Raw genomic sequence first — 20,297 nt, 5'->3', positions numbered from 1 at the left:
CACTCGTTTACCCTGTTCGCGCTTTATGGGACACATGTCCTCCAGATTCCCTTGGGCGCAGCCGCAATGAAGATTTTGTTGGCCGAAGACGACAACGACATGCGGCGGTTTTTGGCCAAGGCGCTGCAGAATGCCGGCTACGACGTGTCGTCCTACGACAACGGCGCCTCCGCCTATAACCGGCTTCGCGAGGAGCCCTTCGAGCTTCTGCTGACGGATATCGTCATGCCGGAGATGGACGGGATCGAACTCGCCCGCCGGGCGACCGAGCTCGATCCGGACATCAAGGTGATGTTCATCACCGGCTTCGCCGCGGTCGCGCTGAACCCGGACCTCAAGGCCCCGCGCGACGCGAAGGTGCTGTCGAAGCCCTTCCATCTGCGCGAGCTCGTCAACGAGGTCGAGAAGCTGCTGCAGCAGGCGGCGTGACGCGCTCCTGACCTCTCCCGAGGTTGCCGCTACACCGCTGCCCGGATAGGCAGCGGACATGCTTCACATTTCCGACCTGACCTACCGCATCGGCGAGCGGTTGATCCTCGACGGCGCAGGGGCCGCCCTGCCGCCGGACGCGCGCGTCGGGCTCGTCGGCCGCAACGGGGCCGGCAAGTCGACGCTGTTCCGGATCATCGAGGGCGAGATCGCCTCCGAATCCGGCGGCATCTCCCTTCCCCGCAACACCCGCATCGGCGCCGTCGCGCAGGAGGCCCCGAGCGGGCCCGAGACCCTCGTCGAGGTCGTGCTCGCGGCCGACCGCGAGCGCGCGGCCCTGCTCGCCGAGGCCGAGACCGCCGAGGGCATGCGGCGGGCCGAGATCGAGACGCGCCTCGCCGATATCGGCGCCCATGCCGCGCCCGCCCGCGCGGCCACCATTCTGCACGGCCTCGGCTTCGACTCGGAGGCCCAGCAGCGCCCCTGTTCCGATTTCTCGGGCGGCTGGCGCATGCGCGTCGCCCTGGCGGCGGTGCTCTTCGCCGAGCCCGACCTCCTCCTCCTCGACGAGCCGACCAACTATCTCGACCTCGAAGGCACGCTCTGGCTCTACGACTACCTCGCGAAATATCCGCACACGGTGCTCGTCATCAGCCACGACCGCGATCTCCTCGAGAACTCGGTCGACCACATCCTCTATCTCGAACGCGGCAAGCTCACCCTCTACCGCGGCGGCTATTCCTCCTTCGCCCGGCAATATGCCGAGAAGCGGCGGTTGGAAGCGAAGTTCGCGGCCAAGCAGGAGGCCGAGCGCAAGCACCTGCAGGCCTTCGTCGACCGCTTCCGGGCCAAGGCGACCAAGGCGCGGCAGGCGCAGTCGCGCCTGAAGCGGCTCGCCAAGATGGAGCCGGCCTCCGTCTCCATCGACGAGACGACGCTCCCCTTCATCCTCCCCTCGCCGGAGCGCGCGCTCTCCCCGCCCCTGATCGCGCTCGAAGGCGTCGCGGCCGGCTATGGCGAGCGGACCATCCTGAAGCGCCTCGATCTCACCATCCTGCCCGACGACCGGATCGCGCTCCTCGGCCAGAACGGGCGCGGCAAATCCACCTTCTGCAAGCTGATCGGCGGGCGGCTCGAACCGCAGGCCGGCACGATGCGGCGCTCGGCCAAGCTCGACGTCGCCTATTTCGCCCAGCACCAGCTCGACGAGCTGCGTCCCGGCGCGACGCCCTTCGTGCAGGTCGGCGAGCGCATGCCGGGCCAGCCGGAATCGCGCATCCGCGCGCGCTGCGCCATGTTCGGCTTCCCCGGCGCGAAGGCCGATACGCGGATCGAGAACCTCTCGGGCGGCGAGAAGGCGCGGCTGCTGATGGGGCTCGCGGCCTTCGACGGCCCGCATGTCCTCATCCTCGACGAGCCGACCAACCACCTCGACATCGACAGCCGCACGGCCCTGATGGAAGCGATCAACGACTACGAGGGCGCCGTGATCCTCGTCAGCCACGACCGCTTCCTCGTCGAGGCCTGCGCCGACCGGCTGTGGCTCGTCGGCGACGGCGCCGTGAAGCCCTTCGAGGGCGACATGGACGATTACCGCCGCTACGTCCTGTCGGGCGAGGCCGAGCCGCCGAAGGCGAAGCCGGAGGAGCGCCCCGCCGACAAGGCCGAGGAGCGCCGGCTCGCCGCCGAGCGCCGCGTTGCGGTCGCCCCGCTCAGGAAGAAGCTGCACGATCTCGAGATCCGCATCGACAAGCTCGGCACCGCCATCGCCAAGATCGACACGGTGATGGCGGGTGGGCGCGCCTATGCCGAGGACCCGGTCAAGGCCGGCGACCTCGCCAAGAAGCGCGGCGAGGCTGCCGAAGCCCTGGCGCGGGCCGAGGAGGACTGGCTCACCATCAGCGAGGAGATCGAGCGGGCCGGGGCCGCGTCGGCATGACGGAGCGGCTGGCGACATGATCGGCGGGCCGCCTGCCGGCGATCTCGTCTTCGCCCCGCCCTGCCCCGAATGGCTGGGCGACTACGCGGACGCGCTGCGCCGTGGCTGGTCTCCGAACAACCTGCGCGACGTCGGCAGCGAGCAGCTTGCCGCGATCGCGGCGGATCCCGAGGCCTTCCTCGCCTCCCTCACCGCACAGTCGGGCACGATACGCCTTGCGGACGGACAGGAGGTTCCACGCCTGCCGAACCGCGTGCTCTGGCTCTGGGACGGGGCGTTCTGCGGCGTGATCGGGCTGCGCTGGCAGGACGGCACCGATGCTCTTCCGCCCTACGTCACCGGCCATGTCGGCTATGCGATCGTCCCGTGGAAGCGGCGGCGCGGATACGCCACGGCCGCCCTGCGGACGATCCTCCCGGTCGCGCGCGAGGTGGGTCTCACCGAAATCGAGATCACCGCGGACTCGACCAACACGGCCTCGCTGCGCATCATCGAGAAATGCGGCGGGCGTCTCGCGGGCGAGCGAGGCAAAGGCCACGCACCCGGCTCGCGCCATCTCGTCTACCGCATTCCGACGTAAGGCTGAGGGCGGCCAGCCTTCCCGGCCATCGGCCGCCACGCCATAAAGGAGCGATAACAAGACCGGAGGAAACGACCATGCCCAGCACGACGACTCGCCGAGCCGCCCTGACGGGGGCCGCCGCTCTGATCACAGCCCCGACGATCCTGCGGGCCCAGAGCTTCCCGACCCGGCCGATCACGATGATCGTGCCCTGGACCCCCGGCTCCTCCTCCGATGCGGCGCTGCGCGTGATGGCGGAAGCGGCCGCGCGGCATCTGAAGGGCAACATCGTCATCGAGAACAAGCCGGGCCTCGCGGGCGTGCGCGGCGCGATCGACCTCGCGGGGCGCACGCAGCCCGACGGCTACACGATCTCGCAATTCCCGCTGACGGTGTACCGCTACCCCTTCACCTCGAAGGTGTCCTTCGATCCGTCGAAGGACTTCACCTACATCATCCAGCTCACGGGCTACACGTTCGGCATCGTCGTCCAGGGCAAGTCGCCCTACAAGACCTTCGCGGACCTCGTCGCCTATGCGAAGGCCAATCCCGGCAAGGTGACCTACGGCTCGCCGGGCACCCACACCTCGCTCCATGTCGGCATGATCCAGCTCGGCGAGATCCTCGGCGTCGAGTGGACCCACGTGCCCTACAAGGGCGGCGCCGAGACGACGAAAGCGCTGCTCGCGGGAGACGTCACCTGCGTCGCCGACGCCTCCGGCTGGGCGCCGCAGGTCCAGAACGGCGATTTCCGCCTGCTCAACACCTGGGGCGCCAGCCGCTCGAAGCCGTATCCCGACGTGCCGACGCTGAAGGAGCTCGGCTACGATCTCGTCTCGACCTCGCCCTACGGCCTCGCGGGCCCGAAGGGCATGGAGCCGCAGGTCGTCGCCGCGCTTCACGACGCCTTCAAGGCCTCGCTGTCGGATCCGGCCGTGCTACGGGTCCTCGGCACGCTCGGGCAGGAGGTCGAGTACCTCAATCCCCAGGACTACGCCGCGTCGATCCCCGGCATCATGACGCGCGAGAAGGCCATCGCCGAGAAGCTCGGATTGAAGCCGGCGTAACGGCAGGCTTGCGGTTCAGGCCGGGAATGCGACAGAGCGACAGACAGGCGGCGGCCCCGGGCGGGCCGCCCATCCGGGAGCGAGCGACTTGGCCGACATCGTCATCACTGAGTTCATGGACGAGGAGGCGATCGCATCCTGCCTCGCCGGGTTCGACGTGCTCTACGATCCTCATCTCGTCGACAAGCCGGACGAGCTGACGAAGGCCGTCGCCGGCGCTCGGGGGGTGATCGTCAGGAACAGCACGCAGCTCCGGGGCGATCTCCTCGCCGCCGCCGGCAAGCTGCGGGCGGTGGGGCGCCTCGGGGTCGGGCTCGACAATATCGACGTCGCCGCCTGCGAGAAGCGCGGCATCGCGGTCTATCCGGCGACGGGGGCGAACGACGTCTCGGTGGCCGAATACGTCATCGGCACCGCGCTGTTCCTGCTGCGGGGCACCTATTACGCGACCTTCGAGGTCATCGCCGGACGCTGGCCGCGGAGCCGCCTCATCGGGGGCCGCGAGATCGCGGGCAAGCGGCTCGGCCTCGTCGGGTTCGGCTCGATCGCAAAAGAGGTCGCCGTCCGGGCCGCCGCCATGGGCATGCAGGTCTCGGCCTACGATCCTCACGTGCCGGCCGACGCACCGGCCTGGACGCAGCCCTTCGGCAAGGTCGAACGGCTGCCCCTCGACGAATTGCTCGCGGCCTCGGACGTCGTCTCGCTCCATGTCCCGCTCACGGACGAGACGCGAAACCTCATCGACGCAAGCCGCCTCGCGCTGATGAAGCGCGACGCGATCCTCATCAACGCGGCCCGCGGCGGGGTCGTCGACGAGGAGGCGGTCTCGCAGGCGCTGAAGGAGAACAAGCTCGGCGGGGCCGCCCTCGACGTCTTCGACGAGGAGCCGCTGCCCGAAGCGAAGGGCGTCGTCTTCGGCGGCGCGCCGAACGTCATCCTGACCCCGCACATCGCCGGCCTGACCGTCGAATCCAACCGCCGCGTCTCGACCGTGACCGCGCAGAGGATCGCGAAGCACCTGTCGGAGGGCTGAGGCCCGCGGGGGTCGGGGGCCCAGTCGGACGCGCTCCCCGCGCTCCAACCGTCCTCATGCTGAGGTGGCCGCCGGAGGCGGCCCTCGAAGCACGGCTGACGGTCAGTGCGCCTTCAGTGAATCGCGCGAACACGCGAGACGCATGCCGAGCACCTCAGGATGAGGAGCGGGGGCCAACCGTCAGCGTGGGCCGCGCGGGTCCAGGGCCATCTGCCAGAAATCGGCCTCGAGCCGCGAGGCCTGCGCGAAGAGGCGCGCGAGATCCGGGAAGCGGCTCTCGGTCATCGCCCGCGCGGCGAGGTCGCCGAGATGGCGTCGCGCGGAGGTCGCGAGCTCCTGATAGGCCTCACCGGCGTATTCGCCGATCCACTCGCGATAGGGATGCGTCGCGAGGCCCGGGCCGATCTCCTCCGCGAGCCGCCGGCCGATCTCCGCATATCCGATGACGCAGGGCGCGAGAGCGACATGCAGGTCGAGGAGATCGCCTGCCGCGCCGGCATCGAGGACGAAGCGGGTATATGCCACCGTGCCGGTTTCCTCGGTTGCGGCTTCGAGGTCGTCCGGCGAGAGGCCCCAGCGGGCGCAGAGCCGGACATGGAGGCCCATCTCGACATCGAGGATCGCCGACAGTCCCGCCTGCGCAGCCCGCATATCCGCGAGGCTGCGCCCCTTGTAGACCGCGAGCGCATAGGCGCGGGCGAACTGGATGAGGAAGAGATAGTCCTGGACGAGGTAGGTCCGGAAGGCCTCTTCCGGCAGGGAGCCCTCCCCCATCCGGCGCACGAAATCATGCTCGACATAGCTCGCCCAGGCATCGGGCGCGGCGGCTTTGAGGCGGTCGAAGACGTCCATGGAGCGGATGTCGCGCGGATGGAACCGGAAGGGAAGTCCGAAACTTCCCCCGCATTCCGGAGGGAGGACGCCCGATGCGCGTGATGGTGATCGTCAAGGCGACGAAGGACAGCGAGGACGGCCAAATGCCGTCGACCGAATTGCTGAGCGCCATGGGCAGGTACAACGAGGACCTGGCGGAGGCCGGCATCATGAAGGCCGGCGAGGGACTGCACCCCTCGGCGAAAGGCAAGCGCGTCGCCTTCGACGGTCCCTCCCGAACCGTGACGGATGGCCCCTTTACACCCGAGAAGGACCTCGTCGCGGGGTTCTGGATCTGGGAGGTGAAGGACATGGCCGAGGCGGTCGCATGGGCCGAGCGCTGCCCGAACCCGATGCCCGGTCCGAGCGAACTCGAGATCAGGCCGATCTTCGAGGCGGCCGATTTCGGCGATGCGCTCACCCCAGACCTGGCAGAGCAGGAAGCCAGGCTGCGCGCGACCGTCGCGAAACCCTGACGCGGGCCTGCCGCGTGCCGACCGGGCTCGCCTTGAGTCTATGAGGCGCGCGGCCGCGCGTCGCGCTAGGATCGCGCAATCGCACAGGGTGGAAACCGATGGACCGCACCGTCATCTCGCGCCGCACCGCCATGGCCGGCCTCGCCGCGGCAGGGCTCGTTCCGGCATCAGCTGCGAGCGCGCAGCAATATCCGACACGCCCCGTGAAATGGATCGTCGGCTATCCCGCGGGCGGCGGCACGGACGTGCTGGCGCGCCTTCTCGGCGCGGCGATCTCGCCCGCGCTCGGCCAGCAGGTCGTCATCGAGAACCGACCGGGCGCGGCGACCAACCTTGCGGCGGGCGAAGTCGCGCGCTCCGAGCCCGACGGCTACACCCTCTTCACCGCCGCGATCGAGACGCTGGTCTACAACCCCGCCCTCTACAAGAAGCTGCCCTTCGATCCGGACAAGGATTTCCGCCCCGCGGGCCTCACGGCCCGCTTCCACCTGCTTCTGACGGTGAAGAAGGATTCCCCCGTCAAGACGGCGCGGGATCTGATCGAGCGCGCCAAGGCTGCGCCGGGAACGATCAACTACGCCTCGCCGGGCATCGGCTCGCCGCATCATCTCGCGATGGAGCGGCTGATGAAGGAGACCGGGATCAAGATGGCGCATGTCCCCTATCGGGGCATGGCCCCGGTCATCAACGACATGATGGCCGGCGTCGTCGAGGCGGGCTTCGTCGATTTCGCCGCCGGGCGCGGTGTCCTGACGGACGGCACGCTGCGCCCCCTCGCCGTGGCCTCCGCGACGCGGCTCGATGGATTGCCGGACGTGCCGACCATCACGGAAGCACTCGGCCTCGAGGGTTTCAGAGCCTATTCCTGGCAGGGCGTCGTGGTGCCCGCGAAGACCCCCGACCCGATCGTGGCGCGCCTCACCGAGGTCCTGGGGACGGCGCTGAAACAGGATGCCGTGCGCAAGCGCATGCTGGCGATCGGCCTCGATCCGCTCGAAGGCAGCCCGGCCGAGTTCACCGCGCTCGTCGCGGCCGAGCGTGCCATCTGGTGGCCCATCATCAAGGATCTCGGCCTCTCGCTGGACTGATCGGGAGCCTCTTCTCAGATGGCTCAGATCACCCTCGTCACGATCAGCGCAGCGCCGACGAGCAGGACGATGATCGCGGTCGCTGCGAAGGGGAACATCGCACGATAGGCCTCGCGCTCCCTGCCGGGCGTTCCCGCGAGGCTGCACACGATCGACATGCGGACCGGCGAGACGATGTTCAGCGACAGGGCGGCCGCCTGCTGCAGCGAGGCGACGGCCGCGACCGAGAGACCGGCCTCGGCCGCGAGACTCAGTTGCGATGCCATGAAGAGGCCGTTCGCCGCGTTGCCGCTATTCGCGAGGGCACCGAACACCGCCGAGAGCATCGGCGTCAGCAGGAGCGACCAGCGGCCGAGCGCCTCGAACATCCCGCGCGCGAGCCCGTCCGCGATGCCAGACCCCGACAGCAGCTCGGCCATCATGGCGAAGGCGATGATGGTCAGGACGGCAAGCCGGCCCGTGCGCCAGGCCGCGCCCACCTCGCGCGGGAAATCCCGGCCGCGGCCCCGCAGCCACCCCGTGACGAGGCCGGCCAGGACGAGCCAGGAGCCCGCGTGGAAGAGCGGGGACCAGGCGGGAACGCCGTCGAAAGGCTGGATCCGACCCGTGGCCTCGAGGAACTCCTTCAGCGGCGGCACCAGCCGCGTCAGGACCATGCACCCGATCAGGGCCGCGAACGGCGCGACCCGGCGAGCCGCCCGGAGGAGCCGCTCGCGGTCCGGACGTTCGTCGATCAGATAGCGCAGGACGATGATCGGTCCGTACGAGGCGAGCATCGCGGCCTCCGGACCGAGCCCCGCGGTCGCCGCGATGACCGAGACCTGCGCCGCGCCGAGCCAGAGCGCCTCGCTCACCCGCTCGCCCCAGCCGGACCCGACGCCGGACGCATCCGCCACCCGCCAGTAGCAGGGCAGCCAGAGGAGGTTGAACGCGACCATGAACAGGCTGCTGTTCACGGCGAGTTCCGTCGGGTCCATGCGGGCGAAGGCCGCGGAGACGATCGCGCCGCTGCCCATGCCGCCCCAGAGGATCATGGTCTGGCTCAGGAGACCGAAGACCAGAAGCGGGATCGGCGCGACGCCGAGCCGGCGCACCAGAGCCATCGTGCCGACGATCCCGACGCCGAACCCGGTCGCCGACTCGGCGAAAGGCCCGATCAGGAAGCAGGCGGCGAACAGCATCCGACGACGCGCGCGGGCGTCGACCGGCGTCTCCTCGGGCGTCGCACCCCGCGCCGAACCGAGGGCGATCTGCCAGAAGAACAGGCCGCCGAGGATGTAGGGGACGACGATCCAGCCGATCCAGGCGCCGCGGGCGAGTGCCGTGCCCGCCTCGAGAAGATGGAAGGCCTGCGGGGGGACGGCCAGCGCGACCGCGCAGGCGACCGCGAGCCCGATCAGCGCGGCGCCGAGGCTGCCGGTCCGTCCGGTCGCGATGGCGGCGATGACCGCGAAGGCCGGCGACGCCCAGAGAAGATAGGTCACGCCACTGTCCTGCTCTCACCGGCCGAAGCGACGCCGGTCCCCAGGCTGGGACCGCGTTCCCTCGGGAGGCTCACGCCCCGCCGCACATGTGCTGGGCGTCCGGCAGCGTCCAGGAATCCTGCGTGCGCAGATTCGTGGTCGTGTAGACCCGTCCGCGCTCGTCGCCCTTCGGACAGCCCTTGGGCACCGAGATGAGACAGGTCATGACGGAATCGCCCACCTTCGAGGCCGCGACGGCGGGCACGAACGCGTAGGAGATCCCGACGACGCCGTTCGTCAGGATCACGCTGGTCCCCTGGTCGATCGAGCCCGGCTTGGGCTTGACCAGCCCTTCCTCGAAGCGCGTCCCGATCAGCTTGATGGTCGTCCGGTCGCAGGTCCCGACCTGCTTCGGCGGGGCCGAGCGGGCGGGGGCGGCGAGAAGCGTCACCGCAGCCAGCGCGCAGCACGCAGGCACGAGCACGCGCGGGCGAAATGCCCTTGATGTCGTCATGCTCATCCTCCCCGCCGAGGCGACCGCATCGGGTCCTCATTCGCGCTTGGCAGCATCGCATCCTTCCGGCAGGAGGGGCCAGGCCCAAACGGCCGGGCGCCCGTTGCGCCTTCAGGGAGATCGACGTCCATGATTCATGTTCTCGCCATCATCACGGCCAAGCCCGGCAAGCGCGACGAGGTTCTGAAGCATTTCCACGCCAACGTCCCCGCCGTCCACGCAGAGAAGGGCTGCCTCGAATACGTGCCGACGGTCGATGTCGAGGGCGCCGGCGCCATCCAGACCGCCTTCGGGACCGACACCTTCGTCGTGGTCGAGAAGTGGGAGACGATGGACGACCTGAAGGCCCATGCCGCCGCGCCGCACATGGCCGCCTACGGCGCCAAGGTGAAGGACCTGCTGGCGAGCCGGACGATCCACATCGTCACCCCGCACAAGGGCTGACAGGACCGGCTCGACGGATCGCCGCTCCGCGACGGGTGCGGCGATCCTCGCTCCGAGCCGCTCAGCGCGGGCAGCCGAGCGCATCCTCCTCGGCCTGCATGGCCGCGACGCGCCGCTTCTCCCCGCGCGACAGCTCGCCGTAGGGCGGGAAACAGCCCGGGCCGAAGACGGCGCGGGCCCGTTCGGACCGGAAGCAGAAGCCGTTGCGCGCGTAGATGGCGTTGCGCTGATGCCAGAGGCTTTCGCAGGCGCCCTGGGCCAGGGCGGCGCCGGATGGCAGCATCAGCGTTCCGGCCGCCAGACACGCAATGGCGAGCCCGGTGCCGATTCGATGCAAGGTCATGCTGAACTCTCCTTCGGACCAGCGCGTCTAGCGCTGTCCCGTGTCCGGAGCATTTCGCGGCCGGAGACGCCCGGCCGCCGAATCAGCGCATCGCCGCCGCGTTGATGATCCCCGCCGCGAGCGAGGCCGCGCCGAGCAGGATGGCGCCCGACATCTCGCCGGCGGCGATACGCTGGGGCAGGCGCGGCACGAGGAGCCGGACGAGCCAATAGGCGAGGATCTGGACGGCGATGGCGACGACGCCCCAGACGATCGCATCGAGCACCTCCTGCGCGTAGACGACGGCGCTCGACAGGGGCAGCGCGAAGCCGACGAGGCTGAGCCCGAGCGCCAGCGCGGCCGAGGTCACGTTCTGGCGGATCAGCGCGATCTCGTTCTGGGAGGTCGAGAGCGTGTAGACGACGAGATAGAGCGCCACGAGCCCGAGAGCCGTGCCGAAATAGACGAGAAAATTCGCCAGCCCCGCAATCGCCGTCACGCCCTGCTCCCTTGCTGCATCGCGGGCTTAGACCATTTCCCGGAGATGCGAACCCGGCTCCCTCAAGAAAATCTCCGACGTGACCCTCGGGCCTCGCTGGCACGCCGCCGGGCTGCTATCCCTCGCGGGGCAATCCGAAAGGGACGTGACATGGTCGGCCGACGGCTGGAGCTTCCGTTTCGAGCGGCCCTCGCGGCGATCGGGCTTGCGGCGCTGCTCGGCCCGGTTTCGGCCGAACCCGCGGCGGGGAATGCCGGGCTCGTCGGCACATGGTCGGGCGAATATGTCTGCAACCAGGGCCTGACGGGGCTGACGCTCTCCATCACGCGCGGCAATCCGCAGGACGTCCGGGCGCTGTTCCACTTCTATGAGGCGCCGACCAATCCGGGCGTCCCGACGGGCTGTTTCGAAATGGAGGGCAGCTTCGATCCGGTCACGGGCCGACTGGCCCTCCAGGCAGGTCGCTGGCTCCTGCGGCCGGAGGGCTACGTCACGGTCGATTTTCTCGGCCACGTCGCCCGCGACGGCAGGCGTTTCGAAGGGCGCGTGGCCGGCCTGAACTGCACGACGTTCGAGCTTGCGCGGAGGCCGAGCCCCAGTCCCGTCCCGCGCGCCTGCCGCCCCCGAAACGACACGGTGGCGGCGCGGTAGCGCCCCTCACATCAGCCGGGACTTCTCCAGCGCCGCCCCGACGAAGCTCGTGAAGAGCGGATGGGGCTCGAACGGCCGCGACTTCAGCTCCGGGTGGAACTGCACGCCGATGAACCAGGGATGGCCTTCGAGCTCCACGATCTCCGGCACGATGCCGTCGGGCGAGAGGCCGGAAAAGACCATCCCCTTGGTCTCCAGCCGCTCGCGATAGGCCATGTTGACCTCGTAGCGGTGCCGGTGGCGCTCGGAGATTTCAGCGGAGCCGTAGATGCCGGCGACGCGGCTGCCGGGGTTCAGCCGGGCCGGATAGGCGCCGAGCCGCATGGTCCCGCCGAGTTCGCCGTTCGCCATGCGCTTCTCGAGCTCGTTGCCGCGCAGCCATTCGGTGAGGAGTCCGACCACGGGCTCGTTGGTCGGGCCGAACTCCGTCGAATCGGCGTCCGGCACGCCCGCAAGCGAGCGCGTCGCCTCGATCACGGCCATCTGCATGCCGAAGCAGATCCCGAAATAGGGCACCTGCCGCTCCCGCGCGAAGCGGGCCGCTCGGATCTTGCCCTCGGCGCCCCGCTGGCCGAAGCCGCCGGGAACGAGGATGCCATTGACCCCTTCGAGGAACGGCGCGGGGTCTTCCTTCTCGAAGATCTCGCTCTCGATCCAATCGAGATTGACCTTGATCCGGTTGGCGATGCCGCCGTGATGCAGCGCCTCGATGAGGGACTTATAGGCGTCCTTGAGGCCGGTATACTTGCCGACGATGGCGATCGTGACCTCGCCCTCGGGGCTGCGCGTGCGCTCGACGATGGTGGTCCAGCGCGAGAGGTCGGGATTCTTCGACTGGCGCACCCCGAAGATGCGCAGGATCTCGTCGTCGAGTCCGGCCTTATGGTACGAGAGCGGCACCTCGTAGATGGTGCCGACGTCGCGCGCCTCGATCACGGCGCTCTCGCGCACGTTGCAGAACAGCGCGAGCTTGCGGCGCTCCTCCACGGGGATGTCGCGATCGCAGCGGCAGAGCAGGATGTCGGGCTGGATGCCGATCGAGCGCAGCTCCTTGACGGAATGCTGCGTCGGCTTCGTCTTCAGCTCGCCGGCCGAGGGGATGAAGGGCAGGAGCGTCAGGTGCACGAAGAGCGCCTGGCCGCGGTCGAGTTCCTGCCCGAGCTGGCGGATCGCCTCGAAGAAGGGCAGGCCCTCGATATCGCCGACCGTGCCGCCGATCTCGACCAGCACGAAGTCGTAGCCTTCGTTCCCGTCGAGGATGAAATCCTTGATGGCGTTCGTCACGTGCGGGATCACCTGGATCGTCGCGCCGAGATAATCGCCGCGCCGCTCCTTGGCGATGATGTCCTGATAGATCCGCCCGGTCGTGATGTTGTCCGACTTGGTGGCGGGAACGCCCGTGAAGCGCTCGTAATGGCCGAGGTCGAGGTCGGTCTCCGCGCCGTCGTCGGTCACGAAGACCTCGCCGTGCTGATACGGGCTCATCGTGCCCGGATCGACGTTGAGATAGGGGTCGAGCTTGCGCAGGCGGACCGTGAAGCCACGCGCCTGGAGCAGCGCGCCGAGAGCGGCTGAAGCGAGACCCTTGCCGAGCGAGGAGACCACGCCGCCGGTGATGAAAACATACCGCGTCATGGGGTTTTCCGCATACCGATCGCACCGTCGTTTGAACAGACCCGAAACGCGCGGCACATCCGCGCCGTCCACAGCTGGACGACGCGGGCGCGATGTCGGGTGATGGAGATTCGCGCCGGCCTGGTGCCGGCGCGGAGCTTAGCGCGACTGCGGAACCTGCGGCGCGGCGGGGGCAGCCGGGGCAGGAGCCGAAGCGGGCGGAGTGCCGAGCTGAAGCGGCTCGGAGCCGCCGGGAGCCTGACCGGCGGGCGCGGAGGCCGGGGCAGCCGGCGCCCCGTCGAAGATGGATTTCGGCGCCGCGCCGCGATGGGCCATGATCCCGAGGATCAGGCTCGTCGCGAAGAAGGCGGTCGCCAGGACGGCCGTCGCGCGGGTCAGCGCATTGGCCTGGCCACGGCCGGTCATGAAGCCGCCGACGCCGCCGCCGCCGCCTCCCCCACCACCGCCGCCGCCGAGGCCAAGGCCGCCCTCGGAGCGCTGCAGCAGCACGACGCCGATCAGCGTGAGGACGATGAGAAGATGAATGACGATGACGACGGTTTGCATGAGAAGCTCAAAGGCGCGGCAACGGGAACAGGTGCGGCCGGCGCGTTGCCGCGCTCCCTAGCACGCGATCGGTGGCGAATGAAAGGCGACGTCGGACGGGTGGTCCGGCGCGGCTGCCGGACCACCCGTCGGCAGATCAGGAATAGGCCGCCGCGATGCCGAGGAAATCCGCCGCCACGAGGCTCGCGCCGCCCACGAGAGCGCCGTCGACATTCGCGACGCCGAGCAGTTCCCTGGCGTTGCCGGGCTTGACCGAGCCGCCATAGAGGATGCGCATGCCCGCCGCGTCCTGCCCGACGAGGTCGCCGAGCACGCGGCGGATGTCGGCATGCATCGCCTCGACATCGGCGACGGTCGGCACGAGCCCCGTCCCGATGGCCCAGACGGGCTCGTAGGCGATCACCGTATTCGCCGGGGAGGCCCCGGCCGGGAGCGAGCCGCGCACTTGCGCCTCGACGACCGCGAGCGCCCTGCCCGCTTCGCGCTCGTCTTTGGTCTCGCCGACGCAGACGATCGCCGTGAGTCCCCCCGCGAGCGTGGCCTCGGCCTTCGCCTTCACGACGGCGTCGGTCTCGGCGTGATCCGTGCGTCGCTCCGAATGGCCGACGATGACGAAGGTCGCACCGGCCTCGGCCAGCATCGCGGCCGCGATGTCGCCCGTATGCGCGCCGGAGACCTTCGCATGGCAATCCTGGCCGCCGACGGCGATGGTCGTCGCCGCCGTCGTCGCCACGGCCATCGGCACGAGCACGGCGGGCGGACAGACGAGAAGGTCGGTCTTCGCTTGCAGGTCCGGCCCGTAGCCGGCCGCGATCTCCGCCAGCAGGGAACGCGAGGCGGCCGAGCCGTTCATCTTCCAGTTTCCGGCGACCAAAGGCTTCGGCGTGCGACCCGGCATCTCGTCCCTCCAGCAATCGGCGCGGCGTAACAGAGGCTGCGGGGCGCGGCAACGCGCACGAGCCTGCGGCCTTCCCCCGCGCGCGCCATTACGCTAGGGCGGCCGGAAGGATACGTGAGGGGACGCCGGCAGGCGTCGGAAGGGATCGATGCTTCAGGGGATCAACCGGATCGGGAAGAGCTGGGTCGGCCGCGTGCTCGTCGCCGTTCTGTTCGCCCTTCTGATCGTCAGCTTCGCCATCTGGGGCATCGGCGACGTGTTCCGCGGCAACGTGCGAACGCAGGTCGCGACCGTCGGCGGCGTCGACATCACGGGCGAAGCCTACCGGAACGCCTACCAGACGGAATACCAGGCGCTCATCCGGCGCTCCGGCCGTTCGGTGACGCCGGACCAGGCGCGGGCGCTCGGGCTCGAGGAGAGGGTCCTCGCGCGCCTGGTGTCCGAGGCCGCCTTCGATCACGAGACGAGGCGCCACGGCATCACGGTGTCCGACGAGCTCGTGATCAAGGCCATCCAGGAGGATCCGACCTTCCGCGGACCCAGCGGCGCCTTCGACCGCAACCAGTTCAGCGACCTGCTGCGCCAGAACGGCATGAGCGAGCAGCAATATGTCCGCGAGCAGCGGCTCGTGATGGCGCGCCAGCAGCTCGCCGAGGCGCTGAGCGGCGCGCTGCGCATCCCGCTCTCCATGCGTGAGGCCGTCCACCGCTATCAGTCGGAGCGCCGCACGGCGGAGATCATCCGGCTGGGCGCCGCGCAGGCGGGCGAGTTGCCCGCTCCGGCCGACGACAAGCTTCAGGCCTTCTACGAGGAGCGCAAGGCCTCGTTCCGCGCGCCGGAATACCGCATCGGCGCCATCATGACGCTGACCCCGGCCACCATCGCCAAGCCGGACGCCGTGACCGATGCCGAGGCACGCGAATACTACGCCAAGGTCAAGGACAGCCGCTTCGGCAGCCAGGAGCGCCGCGCGATCCAGCAGATCCTCTTCCCGACGAAGGAGGCCGCCGCGGAGGCCGTCGCCAAGATCAAGGCGGGAACGTCGTTCGAGGCCATCGCCAAGGAGCTCGGCATCGACGACGCCACGCTCGATCTCGGCACCCTGACGCGCGGCGAGGTTCTGGACGAGGCGACGGCCAAGGCCGCTTTCGAGCTGCCGGAGGGCGGAATCAGCGATCCGATCGAGGGGCGCTTCGGCACCGCCGTCGTGCGCGTCGCCAAGATCGAACCGGCGGCGATGAAGCCGTTCGAGGAGGTCGTCGGCGAGGTGAAGAAGGATATCGCGCTGGAGCGCGCGCGAGACGAGCTCCAGGCCCTCCACGACACGATCGAGGACCAGCGCGCCGGCGCGAAGCCGATGGCCGAGATCGCGCGGGACAAGAAGCTTCCGCTCGTCGAGATCCCCGCCTTCGACCGCAACGGCCGGGGCAAGGACGGCCAGCCGGTGGCCGCCCTCGCGGGCCAGCCCGCCCTCCTGCAGGGGCTCTTCCGCACGGAGCCGGGCTCCGACAACGAGGCCGTCAACACGCTCGATGGCGGCTACATCTGGTATGAGGTCACCAAGATCGAGCCGGCGCGCGACCGGCCGCTCGACGAGATCCGCGATCAGGTGGTCGCGGAATGGCGCAAGGCGGAAATCGCCCGGCTCCTCTCCGAGAAGGCGACGGCACTGGTGGAGCGCATCGACAAGGGCGAGACCGTGGAAGCCGTGGCCGAATCCCTCGGCCTCAAGTGGCAGACCGTCACCGACCTCGCCCGCGGGCAGGCGAAGGACGACCTCCCGGCCCCCGTCGTCACGCGCATCTTCGCGACGCCTGTCGGCAAAGCCGGCAGCGCCGCGCCCGACGACGAGAACCGGGTCCTGTTCAAGGTGACGGGCGCGTCGGTGCCGCCCTTCGTGACCACGACGCAGGAGGCCGCCGGCGCCGAGCGCCAGCTCCGCACGCTGATGACGGACGACATCCTGGCCGAGTATCTCTCCGACGTCGAAAGGCGGATCGGCGTGCAGGTCTACCGCCAGAACATCCGCCGGGCGATCGGCGGCGAGGGCTGAGGCCGGATCGCACGCTGCTTGATGCGAAGGATTCGCGGCGGGCCGCCCGCCGCGAATCCGGAGATGGGGCGGGATAGGATGCGACGTCGCCGGTTCTGAGGTCTTCCGCCCGGGACGGCCGGTGAGCGCGTGCAGACGCCGCCCGCTTCGCGGGCATCGTCTGCACCGACATCAAGGATGCGAAGCGCCGTCTCGACGGACGCGCCGGCCAGCGCCGACATCGCGCGCGAGGCCTAGAGGCAGGTCGGGACGAACCGCGCGTTGCGCGCGCCGATCAGGGCGGCGTCAGGCCGCCGCGTCAGATCTTGCCGGACATCGCCAGCTTGATGCCCTCGACCAGGGACGTGAAGTTCGTCCCCATCGCATTGAGGCTGGCCTTGGCCGCCCAGTAGCAGGCAATGAGGATCACCGGCACGAGCACCCAACCGAGGACCTCCTCGACGAAGCGTCGACGACGGCGCCGCTCCCAGCGCTTTTCGCGCCAGGATTTCTTGTAGCGGGCCGGCGAAGGCTTCGCCGCCGGCGCAAGCGGCCCGGCATGATGCTCGTCCTCCGGAGAGGCTTGGCTCAGCGGGCCAGCATGCAAATCACTCATCAGACACGCACCAGGGGACCTTTCGGCGAGGTCCCTACCCCGCCCTTGCCTCGGCCGCTACCGGAATCCTTCGGCCCGGCCGGTCGCTTGGCGGCGCCGCGCGGCCGGCGCTTCTGGTCCTTGGCGCTGGCGACCACCTTTTCGGGCCGCGGCGTCACGGGTCCTTCGGGATACTCGAAGGCGAGGCCCAGCTTGCCGGTCTCGTCCCGGGCCACGACGACCTGGACGGCGCCGCCGCCCTTGAGCCGGCCGAACAGCACGTCGTCGGCGAGCGGGGTCTTGATGGTCGACTGGATCAGCCGGGCCATCGGCCGAGCGCCCATCGCCTCGTCGTAGCCGTTCTCGCAGAGCCAGTCGCGCGCTTCGTCGGAGAGCTCGATGACCACGTTCCGGTCGGCGAGCTGCGCCTCGAGCTGGAGCACGAACTTGTCGACCACCTTGGCGACGACCTCCTTCGGCAGCCGGCCGAAGGAGATGATCGCATCGAGCCGGTTGCGGAATTCGGGCGCGAACAGCTTGTTGATCGCCTCGATATCGTCGCCCTCGCGCTTGCTGGAGGTGAACCCGAAGGCGGCCCGCGCGAGGTCCGACGCTCCCGCATTCGTCGTCATGATGATGATGACGTTGCGGAAATCGATCTGCTTGCCGTTGTGGTCGGTCAGCTTGCCGTGGTCCATCACCTGCAGGAGGATGTTGAACAGGTCGGGATGGGCCTTCTCGACCTCGTCCAGCAGCAGCACGCAATGCGGATGCTGGTCGACGCCGTCCGTGAGCAGGCCGCCCTGGTCGAACCCGACATAGCCGGGAGGCGCACCGATCAGGCGCGAGACCGTGTGGCGCTCCATGTATTCCGACATGTCGAAGCGCAGCATCTCGACGCCGAGCGAGGTGGCGAGCTGCTTGGCGACCTCCGTCTTGCCGACGCCCGTGGGGCCGGCGAAGAGATAGGAGCCGATCGGCTTCTCCGCGTCGCGCAGGCCGGCACGAGCGAGCTTGATCGCCGCCGTCAGCGCCGTGATCGCCGTGTCCTGCCCGTACACGACCCGCTTCAGCGTCGTCTCGAGATGGGCCAGCACCTCCGCGTCGTCCTTCGACACGGTCTTCGGCGGGATCCGGGCCATCGTCGCGATGGTCGCCTCGATCTCCTTGATGCCGATCGTCTTCTTCCGCCGATGCTCGGGGATGAGCATCTGCGAGGCGCCGGTCTCGTCGATGACGTCGATCGCCTTGTCGGGCAGCTTGCGGTCGTTGATGTAGCGGGCCGAGAGTTCGACCGCCGCCTTGATCGCGTCACCCGTGAAGCGGAGCTTGTGGAACTCCTCGTAATAGGGCTTGAGGCCCTTCACGATCTCGATCGTGTCCGGGATCGACGGCTCGTTCACGTCGATCTTCTGGAACCGGCGCACGAGGGCGCGGTCCTTCTCGAAGTACTGGCGGTACTCCTTGTAGGTGGTCGAGCCGATGCAGCGGAGCGAGCCCGACGAGAGGGCGGGCTTGAGCAGGTTCGAGGCATCCATGGCGCCGCCCGAGGTCGCACCCGCCCCGATGACGGTGTGGATCTCGTCGATGAACATGATGGCGTTCGGATGCGCCTCGATCTCCTTGATGACCTGCTTGAGGCGCTCCTCGAAATCGCCGCGATAGCGCGTGCCGGCGAGCAGAGTGCCCATGTCGAGCGAGAAGACGGTGGCCTTCTCCAGCACCTCCGGCACCTCGCCGCGCACGATCTTGCGGGCGAGGCCCTCGGCGATCGCCGTCTTGCCGACGCCCGGGTCGCCCACGAGCAGCGGGTTGTTCTTCTGCCGGCGGCAGAGGACCTGGATCGTGCGCATCACCTCGGCCTCGCGGCCGATCAGCGGATCGATCTTGCCGTCCTTCGCCTTCTTGTTGAGGTTGACGCAATAGGCGTCCAGCGCATCGCCCTTCTTCTTCTGCCGGGTCTCCTCGTCCGTGCCCGTCGGGCGTTCGGTCGATTCCTCTTCGGCTCCACGGGGAGGCCTCGCCTCGGCGAGACCCGGCCGCTTGGCGATGCCGTGGCTGATGTAGTTCACGGCGTCGTAGCGGGTCATTTCCTGCTCTTGCAGGAAATAGGCCGCGTGGCTTTCGCGCTCGGCGAAGATCGCGACGAGCACGTTCGCGCCCGTGACCTCCTCGCGTCCGGACGACTGAACATGGATCACGGCGCGCTGGATGACGCGCTGGAACCCGGCGGTCGGCTTCGAATCCTGCCGGCCGTCGGTGACGAGATTGGCGAGTTCGGTATCGACATATTCGACGAGGTTGCGCCGCAGGGCGTCGATATCGACGTTGCAGGCGCGCATCACGGCGGCCGCGTCCTGGTCGTCGACGAGGGCGAGCAGCAAATGTTCGAGGGTCGCGTATTCGTGACGCCGCTCGCCGGCGAGCGCGAGAGCCCTGTGCAGGGCTTGTTCCAGGCTACGTGAGAAGCTCGGCATGAGGCCCTCGCTGAATTGATTCGGCCCTGTCGATCGTGCATCGCAAGGCAACCTGATGACTTCGGCCGAATTGGGTCACGTCGGCGACCAATTTCCGTGCCGTCTCGACGTCGAAGGCGCCGACCACCGCGGCGCCATCATGATGCGCCGCCAGCATGATCCGGACGGCGCCTTCGTCGTCTTTCCCAAAGAGGGTCTTCAAGGCTGAGACGACACACTCCATCGGCGTGAACTTGTCGTTGTGAAGAAGGATACGAGCGTCCCCCACGCCGTGTGCATCTGTCAAATGGGCATCGGCCTCGCCTTTTGCGAGGCCGTGGCAGATGGCGTTGAGGAGGTCGTATCGCTCGAGGCCGGCATCGCGCAGGATGGCCCCTGCATCGCCTTCGGGCTCGTCGTAGATCGCGACCAGGAGGTCCAGCGCCCGGACCGGCTGCCCGTCCGACGAGCCGGCGCGCAGGATCGCCCGCTGCAGCACGCGCTCGACCACCCTCTCCTCGGGACTCGGCTCGTCCGCCCGTCGCCGCAGACCTCCGATGAAATCGGAGCACCTCGCCGCGAGCGATCGTTTCGCGGCGCGACGCACGCTGACCGCCCGCCTCATGGCGTCGGCCGAAACGCCACTCCTCTCGAGGGCCGGCCCGACATCGTCGTCGTCCAGCAGCATCGCCAGGAGATCGATGGGGCTCGCGCAGCGGCACCAGGCGTAGTCGGCAAGCCTCGCCAGCCCCTCCGGCCAGGGCGTCTCCGGCGA

The 20,297-nt window shown here is 69.1% G+C and carries 21 protein-coding genes; 10 read left to right on the top strand and 11 right to left on the bottom strand.

From position 1 onward, the window contains the following. The first annotated feature begins 66 nt into the window (after window positions 1-66). The 5 genes from cpdR to EV668_RS06305 all read left to right on the top strand — a co-directional run bounded on the left by cpdR (window position 67) and on the right by EV668_RS06305 (window position 5,030). Window positions 67-429, top strand: coding sequence for a cell cycle two-component system response regulator CpdR (gene cpdR / locus EV668_RS06325; RefSeq protein WP_133768958.1), 363 nt, complete (start codon window positions 67-69; stop codon window positions 427-429). 58 nt (window positions 430-487) lie between these two features. Further along, window positions 488-2,368 carry an ABC-F family ATP-binding cassette domain-containing protein gene (locus tag EV668_RS06320; RefSeq protein WP_133768957.1) on the top strand — a complete coding sequence of 627 codons (1,881 nt, stop codon included), beginning with the start codon at window positions 488-490 and terminating at the stop codon, window positions 2,366-2,368. Between the two features lie 16 nt (window positions 2,369-2,384). Then, a complete protein-coding gene (locus EV668_RS06315; protein ID WP_133768956.1) occupies window positions 2,385-2,948 on the top strand; it encodes a GNAT family N-acetyltransferase in 564 nt (187 codons plus the stop codon). A 77-nt stretch (window positions 2,949-3,025) separates the two neighbouring features. Next, on the top strand, window positions 3,026-3,997 hold the full coding sequence (locus EV668_RS06310) for a Bug family tripartite tricarboxylate transporter substrate binding protein (protein WP_166652361.1): 972 nt from the start codon (window positions 3,026-3,028) through the stop codon (window positions 3,995-3,997). An 88-nt stretch (window positions 3,998-4,085) separates the two neighbouring features. Continuing rightward, window positions 4,086-5,030, top strand: coding sequence for a hydroxyacid dehydrogenase (locus EV668_RS06305; RefSeq protein WP_133768954.1), 945 nt, complete (start codon window positions 4,086-4,088; stop codon window positions 5,028-5,030). Between the two features lie 180 nt (window positions 5,031-5,210). Here EV668_RS06305 and tenA read toward each other — a convergent pair whose 3' ends face one another. After that, window positions 5,211-5,882 (bottom strand): thiaminase II, encoded by a 672-nt coding sequence (gene tenA, locus EV668_RS06300; protein ID WP_133768953.1) that lies wholly within the window; start codon window positions 5,880-5,882, stop codon window positions 5,211-5,213. A gap of 74 nt (window positions 5,883-5,956) precedes the next feature. Here tenA and EV668_RS06295 point away from each other — a divergent pair, with 74 nt between their 5' ends. Both EV668_RS06295 and EV668_RS06290 read left to right on the top strand, forming a co-directional pair. Continuing rightward, window positions 5,957-6,379, top strand: coding sequence for a YciI family protein (locus EV668_RS06295; RefSeq protein WP_133768952.1), 423 nt, complete (start codon window positions 5,957-5,959; stop codon window positions 6,377-6,379). Between the two features lie 98 nt (window positions 6,380-6,477). Further along, window positions 6,478-7,467 carry a Bug family tripartite tricarboxylate transporter substrate binding protein gene (locus tag EV668_RS06290; RefSeq protein WP_133768951.1) on the top strand — a complete coding sequence of 330 codons (990 nt, stop codon included), beginning with the start codon at window positions 6,478-6,480 and terminating at the stop codon, window positions 7,465-7,467. A gap of 23 nt (window positions 7,468-7,490) precedes the next feature. On the opposite strand, the gene EV668_RS06285 is transcribed toward EV668_RS06290, so the two are convergent. Together EV668_RS06285 and EV668_RS06280 are read right to left on the bottom strand one after the other, a co-directional pair. Then, window positions 7,491-8,951 carry an L-lactate permease gene (locus EV668_RS06285; RefSeq protein ID WP_133768950.1) on the bottom strand — a complete coding sequence of 487 codons (1,461 nt, stop codon included), beginning with the start codon at window positions 8,949-8,951 and terminating at the stop codon, window positions 7,491-7,493. Window positions 8,952-9,021: 70 nt separating this feature from the next. Next, window positions 9,022-9,444, bottom strand: a complete 423-nt coding sequence (locus EV668_RS06280) for a hypothetical protein (protein ID WP_245512883.1) — start codon at window positions 9,442-9,444, stop codon at window positions 9,022-9,024. Between the two features lie 129 nt (window positions 9,445-9,573). On the opposite strand from EV668_RS06280, the gene EV668_RS06275 reads away from it, so the two are divergent. Next, window positions 9,574-9,888: a putative quinol monooxygenase gene (locus tag EV668_RS06275; RefSeq protein ID WP_133768949.1), complete on the top strand. Its 315-nt coding sequence runs from the start codon at window positions 9,574-9,576 to the stop codon at window positions 9,886-9,888. Between the two features lie 61 nt (window positions 9,889-9,949). Here EV668_RS06275 and EV668_RS06270 read toward each other — a convergent pair whose 3' ends face one another. Further along, window positions 9,950-10,231, bottom strand: a complete 282-nt coding sequence (locus EV668_RS06270) for a YARHG domain-containing protein (protein WP_133768948.1) — start codon at window positions 10,229-10,231, stop codon at window positions 9,950-9,952. An 82-nt stretch (window positions 10,232-10,313) separates the two neighbouring features. After that, the gene (locus EV668_RS06265) at window positions 10,314-10,709 is read right to left on the bottom strand and encodes a DUF350 domain-containing protein (protein WP_133768947.1); all 396 of its coding nucleotides are present in this window, start codon (window positions 10,707-10,709) and stop codon (window positions 10,314-10,316) included. A gap of 150 nt (window positions 10,710-10,859) precedes the next feature. Between EV668_RS06265 and EV668_RS06260 the strand changes: the two genes are divergently transcribed. Further along, a complete protein-coding gene (locus EV668_RS06260) occupies window positions 10,860-11,360 on the top strand; it encodes a hypothetical protein (protein WP_133768946.1) in 501 nt (166 codons plus the stop codon). Between the two features lie 6 nt (window positions 11,361-11,366). Here EV668_RS06260 and EV668_RS06255 read toward each other — a convergent pair whose 3' ends face one another. The 3 genes from EV668_RS06255 to tpiA all read right to left on the bottom strand — a co-directional run bounded on the left by EV668_RS06255 (window position 11,367) and on the right by tpiA (window position 14,439). Next, window positions 11,367-12,995: a CTP synthase gene (locus EV668_RS06255; protein WP_133768945.1), complete on the bottom strand. Its 1,629-nt coding sequence runs from the start codon at window positions 12,993-12,995 to the stop codon at window positions 11,367-11,369. Between the two features lie 138 nt (window positions 12,996-13,133). Further along, the gene (secG, locus tag EV668_RS06250) at window positions 13,134-13,541 is read right to left on the bottom strand and encodes a preprotein translocase subunit SecG (RefSeq protein ID WP_133768944.1); all 408 of its coding nucleotides are present in this window, start codon (window positions 13,539-13,541) and stop codon (window positions 13,134-13,136) included. Window positions 13,542-13,677: 136 nt separating this feature from the next. Further along, entirely contained in the window at window positions 13,678-14,439 is a 762-nt protein-coding gene (gene tpiA, locus EV668_RS06245) for a triose-phosphate isomerase (protein ID WP_133768943.1), read from the bottom strand. 148 nt (window positions 14,440-14,587) lie between these two features. On the opposite strand from tpiA, the gene EV668_RS06240 reads away from it, so the two are divergent. Beyond that, window positions 14,588-16,492, top strand: coding sequence for a SurA N-terminal domain-containing protein (locus tag EV668_RS06240; RefSeq protein WP_133768942.1), 1,905 nt, complete (start codon window positions 14,588-14,590; stop codon window positions 16,490-16,492). 298 nt (window positions 16,493-16,790) lie between these two features. On the opposite strand, the gene EV668_RS06235 is transcribed toward EV668_RS06240, so the two are convergent. Genes EV668_RS06235 through EV668_RS06225 form a run of 3 tightly spaced genes read right to left on the bottom strand, consistent with a single transcriptional unit; the run spans window position 16,791 to window position 20,210 of the window. After that, the gene (locus EV668_RS06235; protein WP_133768941.1) at window positions 16,791-17,087 is read right to left on the bottom strand and encodes a hypothetical protein; all 297 of its coding nucleotides are present in this window, start codon (window positions 17,085-17,087) and stop codon (window positions 16,791-16,793) included. Continuing rightward, the gene (clpA, locus tag EV668_RS06230) at window positions 17,087-19,543 is read right to left on the bottom strand and encodes an ATP-dependent Clp protease ATP-binding subunit ClpA (protein WP_133768940.1); all 2,457 of its coding nucleotides are present in this window, start codon (window positions 19,541-19,543) and stop codon (window positions 17,087-17,089) included. The genes EV668_RS06235 and clpA overlap by 1 nt, the downstream gene beginning before the upstream one ends. After that, window positions 19,524-20,210, bottom strand: a complete 687-nt coding sequence (locus EV668_RS06225) for an ATP-dependent Clp protease adaptor ClpS (protein WP_208111480.1) — start codon at window positions 20,208-20,210, stop codon at window positions 19,524-19,526. Before EV668_RS06225 ends, clpA begins: the two co-directional genes overlap by 20 nt. Window positions 20,211-20,297: the final 87 nt, after the last annotated feature.

Origin of the sequence: Enterovirga rhinocerotis, from assembly GCF_004363955.1 — a bacterium.
GTDB classification, from domain to species: Bacteria; Pseudomonadota; Alphaproteobacteria; order Rhizobiales; family Beijerinckiaceae; genus Enterovirga; species Enterovirga rhinocerotis.
Note: the sequence above shows the minus strand (reverse complement) of the source record. Positions and strands in the feature narration are given on the sequence as shown.